This is a genomic window from Alicyclobacillus sp. ALC3, assembly GCF_028751195.1.
Taxonomy (GTDB): Bacteria; Bacillota; Bacilli; order Alicyclobacillales; family Alicyclobacillaceae; genus Alicyclobacillus_L.
Genome location: NZ_CP066784.1, coordinates 2,242,960 through 2,262,288, shown reverse-complemented (window position 1 = coordinate 2,262,288; position 19,329 = coordinate 2,242,960). Strand labels below are relative to the sequence as shown.

Here is a 19,329-nt window from a genome sequence, read left to right as displayed (position 1 = left end):
CAACAAGGCGTGGGTAGGACGGAGACGAGACGGAGACGGTGCACAAGGGTGTCTGGGCCTCGAGAGTGTAGAAAATGTCGCTAACGGCGGTGAAAATCCGATTTAGCGACATTTTTTCCACTCGCGGGGCATCGGGACGGGCAAAAGATACGATGATACTGCTCTCACGGTCGCGCCAGCACTATCCCCTTCGTGCGGAGGTTTTGGAGACACTCCGAGAGATACACATCATCGTGCTCCGGGTAGATGGGGGAGGACGGAGCGTACCGTGATGCGTTAGTTTGTGCTCGCGGCGTCTGTTTGCCGCGGTAGGTCTCGTCGGTCCACTCCGGGCTTACGTTGTAGCCGCGTCGCTTCATTTCTGCGATGACAAGCCTGTGATACTGCAACAGATACTCAAACGGGTGCGTGAACACATAGTTCACAGTCGCGTGCGGCTTGCCCCAACCGCCGCCGCGCAGCGCACAGCACTCCCGGTGCTGGCCGAGAAGTTGGGCGCGGGGGAGAAGCGGGATCAACTGTTCGTGCCAAAGTCTCACTCAACATCCTCCATCCCAAGCCTCAGTCGATAGCAAAGCCTCGCACGCTAGCAGAGCCTCAGTCGATAGCAAAGCACCGCCCACTGGCAGAGCCACGGTCGACACTCTCCATCCGAAGCTCCATGAAGGGGCGCTGTCCGGGCCACTGCCAAGCTGTCACTCTCCATCATAGCGCGAGAGTCCAACAACACACTAATTCGCAGAGCGCCAAGGGTTTGTCAAGGCAATCTCCACACGCTCTTAAATTTTGTCGCCGGAGTGCGCGTCAGAGCTGAATTTGTTTGTCTTGCCTCGGAAACAGCGAGGGAGGTTAAATAAGCGTGTGGTAAGCGATTTCATTTTCAAGGAGGGTTTAGCATGGCGACCCAAGCAGTCGCGCAGGGTGGTGTCTCGGCCGGAGCGTCCGGTGGGAAGGCCCGCGCGGGCATGCAGCGTTTTGGCGGTTTCCTCGCTGGAATGGTGATGCCGAATATCCCGGCCTTTATCGCATGGGGTTTGATTACTGCATTCTTTATTCCTACCGGTTGGACACCGAACGCACATATTGACAGCCTCGTGAGCCCGATGGTCAGTTTGCTGATTCCAATCCTGATTGGTTTTACAGGAGGCCGTTTGGTGTACGGCAACCGTGGTGCGGTGGTTGGCGCCATCGCGACGGCGGGCGTGGCAATTGGCGCATCGCAGCCGATGTTCATTGGCGCTATGATTATGGGGCCACTCGGCGGCTACCTGATCAAACAGTTTGACCGCCTGACCGAAGACCGCATCAAGGCCGGCTTTGAGATGCTGGTCAACACGTTCTCCGCAGGCATTGTTGGCGGCGGTCTGGCCATCCTTGGCTCGCTTGGCGTACAACCTGTGATGGACGCAGTCTCGAATGCACTGGGAGCGGCTGCGATTTGGATTACGTCCGTTCACCTGCTGCCGCTGATCGCGATTTTCATCGAGCCCGGCAAGGTGCTGTTTCTGAACAACGCGATCAACCACGGTATTCTCGACCCAATTGGTCTCCAGCAAGCGAAGCAGACTGGTAAGTCAATCTTTTTCCTGCTCGAGACAGACCCAGGCCCGGGCCTGGGCGTTCTGGCCGCGTACTGGGCGTTTAGCAAAGGCACAGTTCGTCAGTCTGCGCCAGGCGCAATTATCATCCAGTTCCTGGGTGGCATCCACGAAGTGTACTTCCCGTACATCTTGATGAAGCCGATTCTCGTCCTGGCCGTGATTTTTGGCGGCATGGCGGCAGATGCGACGTTCATGGTGACGCACGCGGGCCTTGTTGCGACGGCGTCTCCGGGGAGTATTTTTGCCGAGATCATCATGTCGCCGAAAGGCGGACTGTTCCCAGTCCTGCTCGGCATCTTCGTCGGCGCCGCGGTCTCGTTCCTGATTGCCTCGTTCTTCCTGCGCCGTTCAAAAGACGAGATGAATGATGACTCGCTGTCTTTTGCACAGAGCATCGTCGCGGACATGAAGGCGCAGAGCAAAGGTCAAGCCACGGCGAACACGACGGTGGCAACAGCTGCTGCTCCAACGGCCGCTGATGGAGGTCTGACGGCCGTACCCAACCGCATTGTGTTTGCCTGCGAAGCGGGCATGGGGTCGAGTGCGATGGGCGCCTCTATCTTGAAGAAGCAGTTGAAGGACGCGGGGTTCGCCATTCCAGTCGACCACTTGCCTGTGAATCAACTGCCTGCGAACGCCGAAGTTGTGTTCACGCAAAACAGTTTCTTGACACGCGCGCAACAGGTTGCGCCGAATGCAAAGATCTACGTCGTGGAAAACTTCCTCGACAAGACGACTTACGAGCGCCTGGTGGAGGACCTGAAGCAGATCGATTAAAGCGGGGATGGGATTGGCTGCAAAGCTCACGCTTCGACAGAAGTACATTCTGCATCTGACGCTTGAGACCGAAGGCGGGAGTAGCGTGGATGAATTGGTACGTCGACTGATGGTCAGTCGGCGTACCATTCAACGCGATCTAAATGCCGTCGGTGCGCTTCTCTCTGCGTTCGATCTCGCTCTCGAAGCTGGAGCACATACGATTCGCATCGCAGGAAAACAAGCGGACATCGAACGGATGCGCTTGGCCGTCGGGAAACTTCCTGACGCTGTGACGATGACGCAAAAAGATAGAGAGTTGCAAGTGCTGATGGACCTCTTGATGGAAGCTGGTCCGTCGAAACTGGAGTACTTTGGGCGCTTGTTACACGTAACGCCGGCAAGCCTCAGCCAATCGCTTGACGACGTGTCAGATTGGCTTGAAGGGCGCGGCCTGCAGCTGATCCGCAAGCGCGGGTATGGTGTAGAAGTCGAAGGTGGTGAGGCGACACGGCGAGAAGCTCTGGCAGAACTTGTGTACGAGCAGGTGCCGGTGCCAAAGCTTGTAGCAGCGCTTCGCGAGCCCCATCACGACGGTTCACACGAACCGTGGTGGAACTGGTTCACGCGGTGGTTTCGCCCGGCGACGCTGACGCGTGTTCGCGAGGTGCTGCAAAGCGAGTTCGCCGACTCAAACCCGCCTTTGGACGCCGCCGCCCTGTTCGGCTTCATGCTGCACGTGCTGTTGACTGTGGCCCGGGTGGACCAGGGGGCACATCTTTCAGCCTCGGCCGACGACGTTGACGACGCCTCCCAAGACGTACAGGTGTGCCGTAGAATTCTGTTGCGGCTGCTGCCCGAAGGTACCGATTACTCGGGCGAGGCCGCGTATTTAGCCAAACACTTGCGTGGGGCGAAGGTGTTGATGACGGAGGAAAACCGCATCCTTCCAATTCACATCACGGCTGTCGATTTGGCCTACCGGATGGTTCGCCACCTCGAAGACGACCTAGGCCTGCCGCTGGTTCGGGACCAGGATTTGATCGCGGGCATGGCGCAACACCTGGAGCCAGCCATTCATCGGCTAACAGCCGGGCTGCACATTCGCAATCCACTGCTCCCGGACATTCTACGTCATTACCAAACGTTGTTCGACGCGATTCGAACAGCGAGCGACGAAGTGTTGGCGCCGTACGGTCTCGTCGTTCCCGACGCGGAAATTGGGTATTTGACGATGCACCTTGGCGCCTCTGTGGAACGCCAGCGGGCAAAGAGCAAATGGAGGGCGCGCATTGTCTGTTTGAACGGCATCAGTTCGGCCGAATTGCTGGCCAGCCGCATTGAAAAAGAGTTGCCACAACTTCAGATTGTCGGGCTTGGGGGGCGTGACGAAGCCCAGGCAGTACCGTACGACCTGATACTCTCGACTGTGCCACTCGCTGAGCCAGATGTTCCCGTCGTCACGGTCTCACCGTTTCTGACAGAGACGGAGCGCGATAAAGTGCTCGACGTGTTGCGTAGGCTGGAGCAGGGATCACCGGCCATTCAGCAGTCAGGGCAAGCAGTTCTGCGTCAGCCGCACCGTACCCCCTCGACTACGAGAGTGGCTGTGGAGTTGAGTGGTCGAGCTGAGATTGCAACGGTGTCGGCAACCGCCATCCATGCGGTGATCGAGCAAGTCGCGGACGCGATGTACACAGATGGCGAAGCGGATACGAGAGACGCGTTGATGCAGGCGATGCTGCACAGAGAGCGCCTCGGCAGTATTGTCTTGCCAGGGCAGCACTTGTCTGTGTTGCACGCGCGTACGGACGCTTTGCACCGTTGTCAAATCCGCCTGTGCCGTTTGACCGCTCCCCTGACATTGAAGGGCGTGGCGGGCACGGCGGAACAGGTTGACACGGTTCTTGTACTACTTGCCCGAGAGAGCGAGTCACTGACTATCATTCAGTGCCTGGGCCGATTGAGCTCCGCGCTTGTGATGGACCGAGACATGGTAGACCTGTTGCGTCAGGCACCTGTCGGCGAGGTCAGGGAGCGCATGCGCCAAGCTATGGAGACTATAGAGGAGTGATTGAAGTGAACCACATCCTTCCACCCGAGAACATCCTGTTGCACGTCGCGACAGAGAGCAAGACGGACGCGATTGCCCGCGTCGGCGAAACTTTGGTCGCAAACAGCTATGTCGATGCAGCTTACATTGAAGGCATGCAAAAGCGCGAAGAGTCGATGACCACCTATATTGGCAACGAGGTCGCGATTCCGCACAGTATGCCAGAGTACGTACAGTACATTCGCCGCTCAGGCATCGTCGTAGCGCAGTACCCGGATGGCGTCGACTTTGGCGGCGGTAATGTCGCGAAGCTGGTGATTGGCATTGCGGGCAAAGGGGACGAGCATATGGAGGTGCTGTCGCACATCGCGACAGTCTGCATGGAAGTGGCGAATGTCGACAAACTCGTTCATGCGTCCTCCAAGGAAGAGGTCATGAATATCCTCGAGGTCAGTCGATGAGGACCGCCGTCCACTTCGGCGCGGGAAACATCGGGCGGGGGTTCATTGGCCTCTTGCTCCATCACGCAGGTTACGAGGTCGTGTTCGCGGACGTTGTGCCGGGTCTGGTCGAGCAACTGGACCGTGACCGCATGTACCGCGTACTGACCTTAGACGAACAGGTCGAAGAAGCCCATGTCACCGGAGTGCGAGCGGTGCTCATCGGGTCACCAGACTGCGTGCGGGAAATCGCTTTGGCGGAGGTCGTAACCACAGCGGTTGGCCTTGGCAACTTGGACAGCACAGCAGCGGTCATCGCCGAGGGACTGCGCCTGCGCCGCGAGCAAAACGCCGAGTCGCTCCTGAACGTCCTCGCTTGTGAGAACGCAGTTCGGGCGACATCGACTTTGCGCGACGCAGTCTTGCGGCACGTCGGGGACCGTGCGGACCTGCAAACCTGGATTGCCGATCACGTTGGTTTTGCCGACGTTGCGGTTGACCGGATTGCGCCGAACCGCGAAGGGTACGCCACGTTGCCACTTGACGCGGTGGTTGAGCGCTTCTTCGAGTGGGACGTTGAAAAGGCGGGCCTTGTGGCACCGCTCAAAGTCCCTGGCGCGACGCTGGTTGACGAGCTCGACCCGTACCTCGAGCGCAAGTTGTTCATCCTCAACAGCGCACACGCGACAGCGGCCTACGCGGGCTATCACAAGGGCCTGCCGACCATCCTCGAAGCCATGCGCGACAAGGACATTGCCCGCCTGGTGGAGGCCGTGCAGTTGGAGGCGGCCGCTGCTCTTGCGGTTCGCCACAAGAGTTTAACCTTGCCAGCTCTGACGCACTACGCAGAGAGCGTGCGGGCGCGTTTTCTCAATCCGCACATTCACGACCAGGTGGAGAGGGTTGGGCGTGATCCACTGCGTAAACTGTCGGCGCCTGACCGACTGGTTTCGCCGCTCCTGCTGGCGCAAAAGGCGGGCCTACCGACGCCGGCTCTGATTGAAGCGATTGCGCTTGGGCTGCACTACGACAACTCTGCAGATGAAGCGGCAGTGCGGGTCCAAGACTTGATTCGCGAGCATGGGGTCATGTGGACCGCTGCACAGGTGACTGGCATCGGTGATGAGCTTGTGCTCGGGGGTATCGTCGAGCAGTACGGGAAGCTCTAAGAAGGCGAGGGCGTTCTCGACTGCGACAATACGGAAAGGGGCTACCCAAGGCGCGCTGGTCTTGTGGGACAGCCCCTTTTCCGCATTGGGTTGACCGACTGTGAACAAAATTGTCCTTTAAACCCTCGGTTCGCAGTAAAATACAAGTAGGATCTAGTCCTGCACACAGGAACGGACGATTTGAGGTGGTCCGCGAGATGGAAGACACGCAGTCGGCACAGTTGCGAGCAAGTTCTCACATCCACGTTCCCCGACCGCTCACCCAGTTTATTGGACGCGAAGAAGTGTTAAATCTAGTCGCTTCCGCACTCGCTGTGACGACGCGCTTGGTCACCATCACGGGACCTGGCGGAACGGGAAAAACACGACTGTCGATGGAAGTCGCGGCCAGGGTGGCCGTGCGCTTTCCTGGTGGCGTATATATGGTCGAGCTCGCGCCGCTGAGTGACCCGCACGCCATTCCGTCTCACATCGCGAGTGCGCTCGGCGTGCGTCTGCGCGGTCGGACACTGTCTGAGGCCGTGATCGAACACTTCGATGAATCGTTGCTGATATTGCTCGATAATTGCGAGCACTTGATTGACGAGTGTGCTGAGATTGCGACCGCGCTGCTGGAACAGACCGATTTCGTGAACATTCTGGCCACGAGTCGCGAGGCGCTCGACATTGCAGGCGAAGTCGTGCAGCCGCTGCGACCTATGTACGTCCCGCTGCCCGAAGCGGAGTCCGACTTGAAGGCTGTAGGCAGCGTGGAATCGGTGCGCTTGTTTGTGGAGCGGGCGCGGCAACGCGACCCGAATTTTGTGTTGACCAAACAAAACACTCACGCAGTCGCGGAGATCTGTCGGGCGCTTGACGGCATCCCATTGGCGATAGAACTCGCGGCAGCCCGCATCAACGTGCTCACGCCAGAGGAAATCGCGGCGCGCCTCGGCGATCGCTACCAGATTCTCACGCGCAGCTCGCGCTCCGCGGAGCCGCGGCAGCGGACGTTTCAAGCACTTGTTGACTGGAGCTACAACTTGCTCACGGAAACGGAACAGGTTTTGTGGCAGCGGTTGTCCGTCTTTGAACCCAGCGTCCCGCTCGAGGATGTTGAAGCGGTCGTGGCAGACGACCGCCTGCCTGCGTACGAAGTGCTCGACACGCTGTCGCGCCTTGTCGACAAGTCGATTGTGACGGCTACAACCAAAGCTGGCGTCACGTGGTACCGCATGCTTGAGACGCTGCGCCAATACGGACTACACCGCTTGAACGCCTCCGGTGAGGGCGCGCTGCTGCGTCGACGACACCGCGACTACTACGCGGATTTTATTGCGAAAGTGAACGAGAAGTACCGCGAACAGTACACCGGGCTCGCGCCGAGTCTGCCGGAAGTGCGCAGTCGCATCAGCAACGTAATCGCGGCCGTCCGCTACAGCACGACCCAGCCGGATTCGCCGACTGCGCTCATGATGAGCTTCCCACTGGCGGCGTACTACTACGCGACGGGGCAGCAGACGTACGGCTACGAGTTGCTGCGCGAGATCGTCGACTTACCGGGATCACAGGGAGAAACGCGCGACCGCGCGCTCGTGCTAATCGGCATGGGTCAGCTCGCGCGCGTCGCTGGGCGGGGCGATGAAGCTGTGGAGTGCGTGCAGGACGGTCTAGCGATCGCGCGGCGCATTGGAGATTCAAGCACCGTGCAAGTCGGTTTAATCCAACTCGCGCAGGTGCTGCTCCCGTCGCAGGCGGCGCGAAAGGTGGCACTACTCGAAGAACTTCTTGCCGTCGCGACACACTGGTCCAAGGTGGTCACAGCGCACGGTATCCTCACTTATCTCTCACTTTGTATGAACGACTTGGAACAGGCGAGTGGCCACTCGCGGCTCGCGCTGGCAGCTGCCAAAGGGCATGAAGGCACGTTTGCACACGCGTACGCCTGCGCGATGACAGGCTTTCTCGGCGTCGCCACAGGTGCGGAGGCAGAGGCGATTCCATACCTGCGCGACTCGCTTTCGTACATGCAGGCGAACCACCAGTCGAATGCGGCGGAGACCTGGCTTTTGCTGGCGCGGTGCTACCAGGCGACGGGAGACAAACCAAATGCTCTGCTCGCGCTCTGCGAGGGCTTGACGGTGTTGCGCGATACGCTGCACGACCCCGGGATGACGGCGAACTTTGTGCCTTGGACTTTCTTATTGCTCACGTCCTGCGGCATGGACACGGCCGCTCTGCCACTGCTCGAGGCAGCTAGCAAGCGCTCTGCCGCGACGTTTGACTTTTCGACGCACCTCCAGGATGCGCTTCGTGCAGCCGCTGACCGCCTGCGATCGCGTTGGTCTTCCGAAGACCTGGGAGTCGCCGCCGCGCCTGTGTCGGCGACGAACGCGCGGACGTGGCTGCCAGCGGTAACACGGGCCGTTGAGGCAGAGTTGCAGAAACTCCGCCAAGCAGAAACGGACGCAGGGGGGAATGAAGGGATTCGTGGCGTGGAGCCGGACGGCATCGGAGACAACCGTGACGGGAAGAAAGGTCGGGCGGGGAAGGATTCGCTGGAAAACGCGCCTTCAGGAAGCGAACGCGGGAGGGCCGAGGTCGCAGGCGACGAACAGGCCGGTGCGGAACTGACAGGCAAAGCGCGGGCTGGAAACGGCCGCATGGGCAAAAGTCGCGCGGGTCAGGACCGGGTCGGCATTGGGGCTGACCTGACCGAACGAGAGCTGACGGTGCTGCAGATGCTCGCGAAGGGACTCACGAACAAGGAAATCGCGAACCAGTTGTTCTTGACCGAAGGTACGGTCCGCACGTACCTCTCGCGTGTTTACGATAAACTAGGCGCGAAGTCGCGGACAGACGCGGTTGCGATTGCGCTTGAAGTGGGACTTTTCAAGCTGTAGGCGCGCTGCGCTGGCGCCTGAAACAGTTTACGTACAGGCGGTTAGCCAGTGCTTAAGCGGCGTAACTGGCGATGCGAAATGTCAACGTTGACATTTGGCAGCCAAACTGTTGACATTCCTCGCTACTTGGCTGCACCCCCAGTTAGTATGATTCAGACATAGGGTTCCCCGCAATCAATACACCAAGCAAACGGGGAGACCACTGTGGGGGTGGAGAGAAATGTTGAATAACTACTACGAGTCACAAAGGCTGTTACAACAGCGGAAGGTAGAAGTGGAGCGTATCAATCGTACGCAGTGGATGTATGAAGCGTCAGCGGTCGAAGTCGGAACCAACCGCAAACGCGCGCGTACGTTGCGGCGGTTGACACCGCGGTTTGGGCGGGCATAACGCGTGGAGCGTCTCACGGCGGTGTCGGTACCTGACGGGCGGGCAACAGACGAACTGAACAGCACGAGTCAACAAAAGAGTCGCTGCGGATGGGAGCAAGAGAACGAGACCCCCGCAGCGGCCCTTTGCTTTTAGGCAACGAGGTGCAGGAACAGCCCGGCCGCGAGAACGACGGCGCCAAATCCTGCAGCCACCGCTTCACCCATCGCGATTGACCACCGCTTGACCGCACCGAGAACGCTCACGTTGAACAAGGTGTGCAGTGGCGTCATCACAATCACGAGCCACGGGTTCCAGGCGATCACGAGCGCCGCCCCAATGTGAAACGCGCTCGCGAACAGGCGCTCGACGACTCCCCACAAAAGATTGCCTTCGGTCGGGATGCCGTTCTCGGCCAGCACCGCCTTAGCCTGCATCGCCTTCTCATCTGTGCGGTATTTGAGTGATGTGATGGCGACACCTTGAACGATGGCAAACACCACTTCAATGGCAGCCCACCCTTGACCAATCGAGAGAGCGGTGGACAGCGAAGTCCCGAAGATGAGCAGCGCCACAAGGCGGACCCCCTCTTCAAGCGGCCCCGAAAAGTAGACGATGCCCTTTGGCTGTCGGTCGGTCCTTCCCTTTGACAGCACGAGGCTGATGGGCATGCGTAGCAGGTAGGCGATCCACCAGCCAACTGCGCCGATACCAAACAAACCCCAGGCCAACGGGTAGCCAAACGCCAGGAAAACCAGGGCAAACAGCACCGGCACGAGCAGGTACAGCGGGACCAACGGCAGGACGGTCCTGATGATTGGCGAGGCAGCCAGTCCTGGCTCGTTGGCGTGTGGGTCCGGCTGAGGCTGTTCTCGAGGCTGTTCAGGTTGCTGGTGCTCAGGTTGCAGGCGTTCAGGTTGCTGGTGCTCAGGTTGCAGGCGTTCAGGTTGCTGGTTGCCGGGGTCCGTGGTTTCTGTCATATAAGTCACCTTCCGTCCGAGGGGTTGGAATCCGGCATAACAACGGTCGCGATGACCCTGCGTTTACGTCCCGGGGCCGGTTCGTTTCGCAAGGTGGGCTCAAGTAACTTCCTCGTTTGAGCAAGCAGGGCGTTGAATTCGTCGTCAGACAGGTACACCGTTGCCTTGCGGTAGCTGACGCCATCCGCGTAGAGGTCAATCTTGTCACGCTTGAGGTAACGGTCGAAGTCGTCGACGAGAGAGGCGACAAACATCATAAACGTGTGCCGCAGCTGGTCACGTGACATCGCCATGACCTCATTGTTGACGTCGGCGTCCTTTGCATGCAGTGCGTACACTCTTTCCACCGCGCCGCGCACTTGGTTTTCGTCGACAATGTGCAGCACGCCGCCATCGAGCAACTTGTTGAGATGCCGGTACAGCGTCGCTTGTGGGACATCCGGGAGCTCCTCGCTAATCTGCTGTGCGGTCTTGTGATGATCGCCGAGCAGGCACTGAATTATGCGAAACCGCACGGGGTGGAGCATCAACTCTGTCATAGAATCTGTCTTCAAGAGAACGCACACCTCCCGAAACCATGACTAGTTCGTTGGCATTTACATTATCATTATCGATAATGATTGTAAATGGCGAAGTTATGTCGAGGGGCGCTGACTTTCGGACACAAGTTTCCGTTCGCGTAGAGCGGCGCCATCGACTCGAAGACACCGCTTGCCTCATTCCCAACCGTTACGTTGAAGACGACGTGGCCGTTCGACTGCCGGAGTGCAACGATCTGATCGTCGGCAGTCAGCACATAGGTGTTACCGCCGCCGAGGGCGACGCCGCGGTTGATCTGCGGGATCCCGCTGAGCAAGTGCACGCTTGGCTGCACCGTTACGGCTTTACTTGCCCGGTCTGGCCGGTTCGACCACTCTGCCCGGTCTGAGTGCTGCCAGCTCGCGCGTTAAGCAGGTTGAGGACGGTCTGGAGGTTCTTTAGGTCCGTCCCGGCTTGCGCTAGTTGTCCGGACGCTGTGTCCTGCTGGTACTTGGCAAACAGCGTATTCGCCTGCGTGATGAGCTGCGCGGTCGTCAGCTTGCTGTAGGTCGTGCTGCCAGTGCCACCGACTGATCCCGATGTGCCACCGCTTCCCGCGCCAGTGCCCGGACTGGTAGACCCGCCTGCAGTTCCACCTGGCGTGTTCGGGTTAATGCTCGTCGGTGAGGTGCCCGAGAGCACGTCGGCAATGGCAGCGCCGAGCGAGGTATCCATATACACCTGCTTGTTCGAATCGACGATCACGCGCTCGAGCTGCGGCAGTGAGTTGCTGCGGTCAGCTACCAGGTAGACTGGCTCGACGTACAACAGCGTGTTGCCAAGCGGGATTAGCAATAGGTTACCGCGGACAACATGCGAGCCCTGCTGGTTCCACAGCGACATCTGGGCGGAAATCGTCGGGTTGGAGTCAATCTGGTTCTCTGCCTGCATGGGACCAAAGAACAGCGACGACTGCGGGAACTGGTAGAGTGTGAGTTGCCCGTAGTTGACTGGGCCGTTGTCCGCGACGAGCCACGCGTTCAGGTTTTCCTTGGTCTGCGGAGTGAACAGCTCGCTGAGCACAAAATGTGTGGTCTTTTGGCCAGGCATTTGGAGCATTTGGTAGACGGGTGGGCGCGTCTGCGTCTGGTTCTGGTTGTAGATCTGCTGTGCTTGTTGCCAGAGGTCGTCCTGGTTGTAGAATGACGACGGATTGGTCATGTGGTAGCGCGCGAGCGCGTTCGCTTGGGCGTCGAAAAGGTCGGTTGGGTAGCGGAAGTGCGCTGACACATCGGCGGGAATTTTGTAGGTGAAGAGCGACGGGTATGCCGCCGCGAGGCTCTGCAACATCGGATCATGCCGGTTCACCACATAGAACGTGACCTTGCCGGTGTAGGCGTCCATCACGACTTTCACGGAGTTGCGGATGTAGCCGGTACCCATGAACGACTGCGCGTAGGGGATGTTCGCGGACTCGGTGTAGGCGTCGAGGATCCACTCAATGTGGCCGGCAGAGTTGATGAACGGGTAGGCGTCGTGATCGTACGTCAAAAACGGCGCAATGGCTTGGACGCGCTGGTAGATGTTACGGTCGAACAGCCACTGTGACTTGGATGTGAACTGCTGACTGGTGTAGTACTTGAGGTTGCCTTGCTCAATCGTCAGAAGCAGACGGTTACCGCGAATGGGCAGGCCGTAGCCGCCTTGGTAGTGCGATGCGTGGTCACCATTCCCGACAGGGTAGTCGAACTCCGGCTGTTTGGACGGCGCGATGACGTTGTTGTTCATCAACCCGAAGTAAATCTGCGGCCGCGTGACGTGTGGCAAGGGCGGGCTGGTCTGCTGCGGCGTGTTTTGCGCCAGAAACACGGGCAGGCCGGCTGCGTCGAACTTGTTCACGGGGCTTGCAGCGATGCCATAGCCGTGTGTGTACACAAAAGTCCGGTTCACCCACGTCTGCACTGGCAGGTTGTTCACATTCATTTGCCGCGCCGAGACGTACACCTCTGTGCCGTTGTAGCGGTCGACGGCGGCGGTAGTGAACTGGAAGTAGTTCTTCAAGCTCTGCAACTGATTGTAGATGTTCGTCGTCTGCCCCTGGTCGTTGACGCGCACGTTGTCGAGCGCGCCTTGGCTCGCAGCCACATCTGATTGCGTGAGTGTCGGCGATGGCGACAGTGGCTGGGTGGCGACGTGATCGATTCCGAGCGCCCAACGCGTCGCCTGAATGCTGTCGTTAATGTAAGGGAGTTCGACGGTGTTCTGATTGGGGTGGACGTACAGCGCGTTGACGAGGCTCGCGACGACTCCACTCAGTACCACGGAAGCTACGTAAAAGGCGAAGGAGTACAGCGGTCGTCGAAAACTTCGCCACGAAGGCACGGAAAAGCCTGCATCAGTCGGGACGATGCGTTCGATGTGGCGAGCCTGCCAAAGGATGGCGGCGGCCGTGATTAACAGGAGCAGGATGTGCAGCCAGGAGAAGATGGGCAGCGTGAAGTGTGCCTGCACGTAGTCTGGCCCGTAGACAAACGACCCGTTTCCACTCGTTAGCATCAGGGTGAAGCGGTTGAGGTACGTCATCACTGCGAAGAGGATGAACAGCACCCCGAGCAAGGTCAGGCTGAGGCGAGCCTGGCGGTGAATGACGTTGTCAATGTTTGGCTTCGTAATCTGCGTCTGCTGGTGCAAGAACGCCCCAACAACGGTCAGCAGTCGAATCACAAGCCATAGCGCAAGTGTACCAATCATGCGGCCGACGAGCCCGATGAGCAGTGGCAATTGGTATACGTAGAACGACATGTCGATATGTAAGAGTGGGTCGCGGTAGTGAAACGGCTGGTGGTGAAAGAATAAAAACCAGGCTGTCGGTTGCAGGTGCCACATGCCAAACCCGATAATCCAGCCAAGTACCACGGCTAACACCTGCAGCGCGCGGTACATCGCCTTTGGCATCAGGTCTGTGAACGGCCGTACGGCTAAGAAAGCGAGCCCGGCGTACAGCGCGGCACCGAGGTAGCGGGTTGCGAGTTCGAACCACATGTTTTTCGCGTAGATGGCGCCATAACCAAGCGCGCCGTGCAGACGGAAGGCATACAGCCGGTCGAGCGCGACGTGAATGAAGACGATGGCTGCAATGATGACGAGCGTCACGATGAGGGGCTTGGACGATCGCTGTGTTCGTATTTTTCTGACCATGTCGCATCACCCAACCCCATCATAGCCGATGGGGAGGCAAAACGGGATGTGTGGTCTGAGTCGCAAGGAGGAAACGTGTGTGGCGCGAGTGCGGCGAGTGGGCTCCGGCGGCTTGCCGGCCTGCGAGTGGCGAGTGGCGTTCCGAATAGCGGCGCAGGGCAGCCTATTCACTACTTTTCGCGGCTTGGATGGGTGATTAGGCTGCCAGGAACCGCTTAAGGTGGGCCGAAGCCCCCCGATCCGTCCCTTCAAGGCTCCTTAGGCATTTTCGGACAGCCTAAGGAGCGCCAGATCCCGGTGTTTTCCGGTCATAAGCTGTCCTATGCGGCTATGGCTTGCACCGGATGCAGGGAGTTCACAGCGATCCGTCAGAGTACTTGATCCGCGCGGCGCCGCTTCGCGAAGCCGGGACGCGATCCCCCGGAGCAGGGTCCGGCTCTCGTCGTCGCTGGCGACGAAGTGCAACACGAGGATACATGTGGCGGCGCCGTGGAGGTGAGGCGCTGCCGAATAGCGACAAAAAGGCCGCAACCGATGCGGCCGGGGGCCTGGTTTGGGTGCTGCAGCGACACTGGCACCGGCAGGCATCTGCAGGCATCTGTTGGCACCGGCAGGCACCGACACTGGCATCTGCAGGCACCGCGATAGCCGGATCGACCAGAGCATGACAACCGCCGTACCGCGGCGCCTAAACCCCGACTGACCGTGGCGCGCCAGCCTTCTTCCCCACATCGCGCTGGGAGACTGTCAGGTAGGCGACCAAAAGAACGATTGGAATGAATAAATAGGCTGCCACAGGTCCTTTGCCGAGCCCGAGCCCACCCATGCTGTGCGGGACGGAAATCCAGTCCGCGAACGACGCGCCGACGGGCCGCGTCAGAATGTAGGCGAACCAGAACGAGAAGACCTCGTTCCATCGGAACCCGAGAAAGCCCACTGCGGGAATGGCGAAGACGACGGTGAACAGGATGCCAGATGTGAGGAACCCGAGGTGAAACGTCGACGCCGTCATGTCGCCCGCAGCGGTTCCGAGCGCGAACGTGCACAGCACGGTCAACCAGTAAAAAGCCTCGCGCCGCCTCGTCGTGATGCTGTGAATGGAAAGGGTACGCTCGACCTTGTGCCAGGTGGTGAGGACGACGGCGACCGAGATCATGAAGACCAATGACGAAAGCCAGTAAGGCACACCAAGGGCGATGTGCGTCGCGTCAGCGACCATCGTTCCGAAGATCGCGACCATCAGCACGACCAGCCAGTACACGGACGCGATGTACCGTCTGACGCGAAACTGCAAGATGAAGGCCCCCGCGAGAAACGCGGCACCGAGAAACACAGCGACAAACGGATTCATGTGATAGACGAGAAAGTCTGAGAGGGCCTCGCCCATCGCAGTCGTCAACAGTTTAATGACCCAAAAGTAACCGGTGACTTCGGGCACCTTGACATAGCTCTGGCTTCGGTTGGGACCACGACGCGCCGATGACAGACTCACAAGCTGCTCTCTCCTTTGAACAGGTACTGTTTGGACGATCACGATGCCAGCCGCTCGGCACTGCTTCTGAATAGACCTTGCGTTGAAAGCGATAGGTTCAACCCTCCGGCATTGTACCACGCGGCAAGCGGTTTGGCCGGGGGTCGACTCGTCATGAACGCCGGGACCCTCGCACCCGTCGTTTCCCCTGTCCCTTCCCCTGTCCTTTCACTTTATCGATGCAGGGTCCGGCTCTCCAATCTGGTATAATTTCATTGACGCAAACGGACAAACGTGCGATGTAGCTTGGAACAAGCGCGTCATCTCCGTTGCACTCGAGAACCTCAAGAAAATTCCCGTCATCGTCGGCGTTGCCTACGGCGTAGAAAAATTGGACGCGATTCGGGCTGCGCTGTCGGCGCAGCTCGTCAACGTGCTTGTAACTGACTACGCCACCGCTTCACAGCTCGTTCACGGAGACGACTAGGAGACTCCACGGTGTGAAAGGACGGACTGCGTTGGAACGACAAATCAAGTCTATTCCGGCTGCGGCTGGCTTAGCGATTGGTAAGGTTGTGTGGCTTCGCAAACACGATCGGGCGGACGATGTACCTCGTCACATTTCGGAAGACGAAGTCGACGCGGAACTCAGCCGGTTTCACGCGGCTGTTGCTGCGGCCCGCGAGCAGATTGCAGAACTTCGCAACACCACGGCAAAGCAGGTCGGTGAGGAAGAGGCCTCTGTGTTCGATGCGCACCTCGCCTTTCTTGCCGATCCCGCTTACGTCGACGAAACTGTCAGGCGCATTCGCCGGGAAGCGCTGAGCGCCACCGGGGCTTGTAGTGCCGTCACGAAAGAGACCAGCGATATGTTGGCCTCGCTCCCGGACGAGTACCTAAGCGCTCGAGCAGCCGACATTCGCGACGTCGGAGACCGGCTGTTAGGACTGCTGAGCAGCGAGACGAAGGGGACTGTGACCTTTGCGCCCGGCAGTGTCGTAGTGGCAGATGAATTGACACCGTCGCAGACGGCGGAGCTGACGTCCGACGTCGTCGGTCTTGTGACGCGGCGCGGCAGCAAGACGGGACATGCGGCAATTATCGCGCGTACACTTGCAATTCCGATGGTAGTTGGCGCCGGTGATGCGCTCGATGACCTCGGCGACGGCCAGACGGTGGTGGTGGACGGCGACGCAGGGACCGTGGACGTCGAGCCGGACGCGGCAGAACTCGAAGCGGTCCGCGCGCGCCAGGCCGAGCGCGCGAAACACCGTGCGGAGGCACTCGCTGCCGGGCGCGCACCTGCAGTCACAGCGGATGGCCGCCGGATTGAGGTGCTGGCCAACATCGGCAGCCCGAAGGATGTCGAAGCGGCGTTGGCTGGCGGTGCGGAAGGCGTGGGGTTGTTCCGGACGGAGTTTCTCTATCAGGAGAGTGACCATTGGCCGACGGAAGCGGAACAGCTTGAGGCCTATCGGGCTGTGCTCGAGGCGTTTGGGGATGCGCCCGTGATCATTCGGACACTCGACATTGGCGGCGACAAACCGCTTCCCTACGCGGAGATGCCGAAGGAAGACAACCCGTTTCTGGGTCAGCGCGCCGTCCGCTTCTGTCTTGCCAACCCTGACGTGTTTCGGACACAACTGCGCGCGCTGCTGCGGGCGGCAATGTTCGGGAATCTCCACGTCATGGTGCCGATGGTCGAGAACGTCGAGGAAGTCGAAGCCGTTCGGGCGCTGTTTGACGAGTGCCGTGACCAGCTGAAGGCGGAGGGACAGACGTTCGGCGAGCTCAAGCTCGGGATTATGGTCGAGATCCCGGCGGCAGCCGTGATGGCTGACATCCTGGCGCCGCACGTTGACTTTATGAGCATTGGCACCAACGACTTGACGCAGTACACGCTGGCTGTCGACCGCGGCAACGAGCGTATCGAGCACCTCTACGACGCCTCGCACCCGGCTGTGTTGCGCCTGATTCGGATGACTTGCGATGCCGCTGCAAAAGTCGGCATTCCTGTCGGCGTGTGCGGTGAGCTTGCCGGCGATGCCGCGATGGCGGAGACGCTGGTCGGGCTCGGCGTAACGGAGCTCTCGATGAGCGCCACGCGCATCGCAGACGTCAAGGTGAAACTGCGCGGCGTCACGACAGACCGTGCACGGGCACTGGCAGACGAGGTGTTGACGCTGGCAAGTGCAGCGCTTGTCCAGGCACGCGTACAAGCACTCGCGCAAGCCTGACTTAGGCACGCAGTGGACGGGACAGCATGTCAACACACATCTCGGGTAACCAGTGGAGGGGCAACCATGTCAACACTCATCTTCGACCTCGATGGGACGCTCATCGACTCGACCGCGATCTTCATCCCGGCGGTTCGCACGACGCTCGAAGCGTTTGACGTGCCGAATGAACCGTCAGACGACGCGATTCGCAAGACCTACGGGATGACGGACGCGCAGTTCTGGGACACGCTGTTGCCAGACACGACGGACACACAGCGCGAGAAGGCATCGCACCTGCGCAACAGCTACGTCGAGCGCTCCGTCACAGGCGCAGACTTGTTGCTGCCGCACGCCCGCGAAGTTCTGCAGGAGTTGAAGGAACGCGGCCACACGCTGACTGTCGCAAGCAACTGCGGCATCACGTACCTGACGTCTGTGCTTGCGTCCCAGGGGATTCTGGACCTGTTCACGAACCCGCTGTGCATCGAGTCGGTGCAGGGGCGCGTCAAAGCTGACATCCTCTCAGCGCACTTCGAGGTGTTTCCGAAGGCAGACGCCTACATGATCGGCGATCGCGCCTCGGACGTAGAAGCTGCGCACGCACATTCGATCCCGGCCATCGGCTGCTGCTTTGGCTTTGGCAACGACGAGGAACTGTCAGGCGCGGACTACACGATTCACGCACTGCCTGAGCTGCTGGAGATGTTCGGCGCATGAGGGGCTGACGCGGTGGGGCTGAGTCGCAGGGTCGCAGCCACTGGCGTTTGGGTCTTCTCGGCCGTTGCGAAGTGAAAAATGTCGCAGCAGCTGCGGAAAACGTGATTTAGCGACATTTTCGACAGGATCCCGACGGTCTCACGCGGCTTTTCAGTTGATTTGCGACACCAGTGTCGCAAACCAATTGCGTTTCGGCCTTTTCGGCTGTTGCGAAGTGAAAAATGTCGCTCCCTCCCGATTAAGCGATATCTCACGCATGCTCACTCATTCGCGGGTAAGTGTCAAATTGACACCTAGAGCGCGGCGTCCTCACAGGTAAGTGTCAAATTGACACCTAGAGCGCGGCGTTCTCGCAGGTAAGTGTCAAATTGACACCTAGAGCGCGGCGTTCTCGCAGGTAAGTGTCAAATTGACACCTAGAGCGCGGCGTCCTCGCGGGTAAGTGTCAAATTGACACCTAGAGCGCGGCGTCCTCGCGGGTAAGTGTCAAATTGACACCTAGAGCGCAGGGGCCTCACAGGTAAGTGTCAAATTGATACCTAGAGCGCGGCGTTCTCGCAGGTAAGTGTCAAATTGACACCTAGAGCGCGGCGTTCTCGCAGGTAAGTGTCAAATTGACACCTAGAGCGCGGGGGCCTCACAGGTAAGTGTCAAAATGACACCTAGAGCGCAGCGTCCTCACAGGTAAGTGTCAAATTGACACCTACGGCACGGCGTCCTCACAGGTAAGTGTCAAATTGACACCTAGAGCGCGGCGTCCTCGGCGGAAAACGTGATTTAGCGACACTTTCGACCGAATTCCGCCGTGGACACCCCGCTCTACACTGGCTCACGCGGCTTTTCAGTCGATTTGCGACACCAGTGTCGCAAACCAACTCTACCAAAGGACGAGTTGGAGAAAATCGCCCCATGGGCTATTTTCATCTACTTACTCCTAGCCTCCGAATCCGCACT

16 protein-coding genes are annotated in these 19,329 nt (G+C 59.3%); 10 read left to right on the top strand and 6 right to left on the bottom strand.

From position 1 onward, the window contains the following. Window positions 1-164: 164 nt before the first annotated feature. A complete protein-coding gene (locus JC200_RS10740; protein ID WP_274436249.1) occupies window positions 165-539 on the bottom strand; it encodes a TIGR02328 family protein in 375 nt (124 codons plus the stop codon). Window positions 540-896: 357 nt separating this feature from the next. Here JC200_RS10740 and JC200_RS10735 point away from each other — a divergent pair, with 357 nt between their 5' ends. The 6 genes from JC200_RS10735 to JC200_RS10710 all read left to right on the top strand — a co-directional run bounded on the left by JC200_RS10735 (window position 897) and on the right by JC200_RS10710 (window position 9,292). Further along, window positions 897-2,378, top strand: a complete 1,482-nt coding sequence (locus JC200_RS10735; protein ID WP_443111891.1) for a PTS mannitol transporter subunit IIBC — start codon at window positions 897-899, stop codon at window positions 2,376-2,378. A gap of 13 nt (window positions 2,379-2,391) precedes the next feature. Then, on the top strand, window positions 2,392-4,431 hold the full coding sequence (locus JC200_RS10730) for a BglG family transcription antiterminator (protein ID WP_274436248.1): 2,040 nt from the start codon (window positions 2,392-2,394) through the stop codon (window positions 4,429-4,431). A 5-nt stretch (window positions 4,432-4,436) separates the two neighbouring features. Then, complete coding sequence (locus JC200_RS10725; protein ID WP_274436247.1) at window positions 4,437-4,871, top strand: PTS mannitol transporter subunit IIA; 435 nt, start codon at window positions 4,437-4,439, stop codon at window positions 4,869-4,871. Beyond that, window positions 4,868-6,019, top strand: coding sequence for a mannitol-1-phosphate 5-dehydrogenase (locus JC200_RS10720; RefSeq protein WP_274436246.1), 1,152 nt, complete (start codon window positions 4,868-4,870; stop codon window positions 6,017-6,019). Before JC200_RS10725 ends, JC200_RS10720 begins: the two co-directional genes overlap by 4 nt. A gap of 197 nt (window positions 6,020-6,216) precedes the next feature. Then, window positions 6,217-8,901, top strand: a complete 2,685-nt coding sequence (locus tag JC200_RS10715) for a LuxR C-terminal-related transcriptional regulator (RefSeq protein ID WP_274436245.1) — start codon at window positions 6,217-6,219, stop codon at window positions 8,899-8,901. Between the two features lie 220 nt (window positions 8,902-9,121). Beyond that, window positions 9,122-9,292 (top strand): hypothetical protein, encoded by a 171-nt coding sequence (locus JC200_RS10710; RefSeq protein ID WP_274436244.1) that lies wholly within the window; start codon window positions 9,122-9,124, stop codon window positions 9,290-9,292. A gap of 131 nt (window positions 9,293-9,423) precedes the next feature. Here the strand turns inward: JC200_RS10710 and JC200_RS10705 are convergent, their stop codons facing one another. The 4 genes from JC200_RS10705 to JC200_RS10690 are packed head-to-tail and all read right to left on the bottom strand — an operon-like array spanning window position 9,424 to window position 13,968. Continuing rightward, window positions 9,424-10,251, bottom strand: a complete 828-nt coding sequence (locus JC200_RS10705) for a single stranded DNA-binding domain-containing protein (RefSeq protein ID WP_274436243.1) — start codon at window positions 10,249-10,251, stop codon at window positions 9,424-9,426. A 5-nt stretch (window positions 10,252-10,256) separates the two neighbouring features. Beyond that, window positions 10,257-10,805, bottom strand: coding sequence for a helix-turn-helix domain-containing protein (locus JC200_RS10700; RefSeq protein WP_274436242.1), 549 nt, complete (start codon window positions 10,803-10,805; stop codon window positions 10,257-10,259). Between the two features lie 53 nt (window positions 10,806-10,858). Further along, on the bottom strand, window positions 10,859-11,113 hold the full coding sequence (locus tag JC200_RS10695; RefSeq protein ID WP_274436241.1) for a hypothetical protein: 255 nt from the start codon (window positions 11,111-11,113) through the stop codon (window positions 10,859-10,861). Between the two features lie 14 nt (window positions 11,114-11,127). Further along, window positions 11,128-13,968 carry a UPF0182 family protein gene (locus tag JC200_RS10690; RefSeq protein ID WP_274436240.1) on the bottom strand — a complete coding sequence of 947 codons (2,841 nt, stop codon included), beginning with the start codon at window positions 13,966-13,968 and terminating at the stop codon, window positions 11,128-11,130. A gap of 335 nt (window positions 13,969-14,303) precedes the next feature. On the opposite strand from JC200_RS10690, the gene JC200_RS10685 reads away from it, so the two are divergent. Next, on the top strand, window positions 14,304-14,636 hold the full coding sequence (locus JC200_RS10685) for a hypothetical protein (protein WP_274436239.1): 333 nt from the start codon (window positions 14,304-14,306) through the stop codon (window positions 14,634-14,636). 20 nt (window positions 14,637-14,656) lie between these two features. On the opposite strand, the gene JC200_RS10680 is transcribed toward JC200_RS10685, so the two are convergent. Next, window positions 14,657-15,460 (bottom strand): COG4705 family protein, encoded by an 804-nt coding sequence (locus JC200_RS10680; RefSeq protein WP_274436238.1) that lies wholly within the window; start codon window positions 15,458-15,460, stop codon window positions 14,657-14,659. Between the two features lie 187 nt (window positions 15,461-15,647). Between JC200_RS10680 and JC200_RS24450 the strand changes: the two genes are divergently transcribed. The 3 genes from JC200_RS24450 to JC200_RS10670 all read left to right on the top strand — a co-directional run bounded on the left by JC200_RS24450 (window position 15,648) and on the right by JC200_RS10670 (window position 18,375). Continuing rightward, window positions 15,648-15,926 carry a sugar-binding domain-containing protein gene (locus JC200_RS24450; protein WP_443111908.1) on the top strand — a complete coding sequence of 93 codons (279 nt, stop codon included), beginning with the start codon at window positions 15,648-15,650 and terminating at the stop codon, window positions 15,924-15,926. 13 nt (window positions 15,927-15,939) lie between these two features. Continuing rightward, window positions 15,940-17,676 (top strand): phosphoenolpyruvate--protein phosphotransferase, encoded by a 1,737-nt coding sequence (gene ptsP, locus JC200_RS10675; RefSeq protein ID WP_274436237.1) that lies wholly within the window; start codon window positions 15,940-15,942, stop codon window positions 17,674-17,676. Between the two features lie 66 nt (window positions 17,677-17,742). Beyond that, on the top strand, window positions 17,743-18,375 hold the full coding sequence (locus JC200_RS10670) for an HAD family hydrolase (protein WP_274436236.1): 633 nt from the start codon (window positions 17,743-17,745) through the stop codon (window positions 18,373-18,375). Window positions 18,376-19,329: the final 954 nt, after the last annotated feature.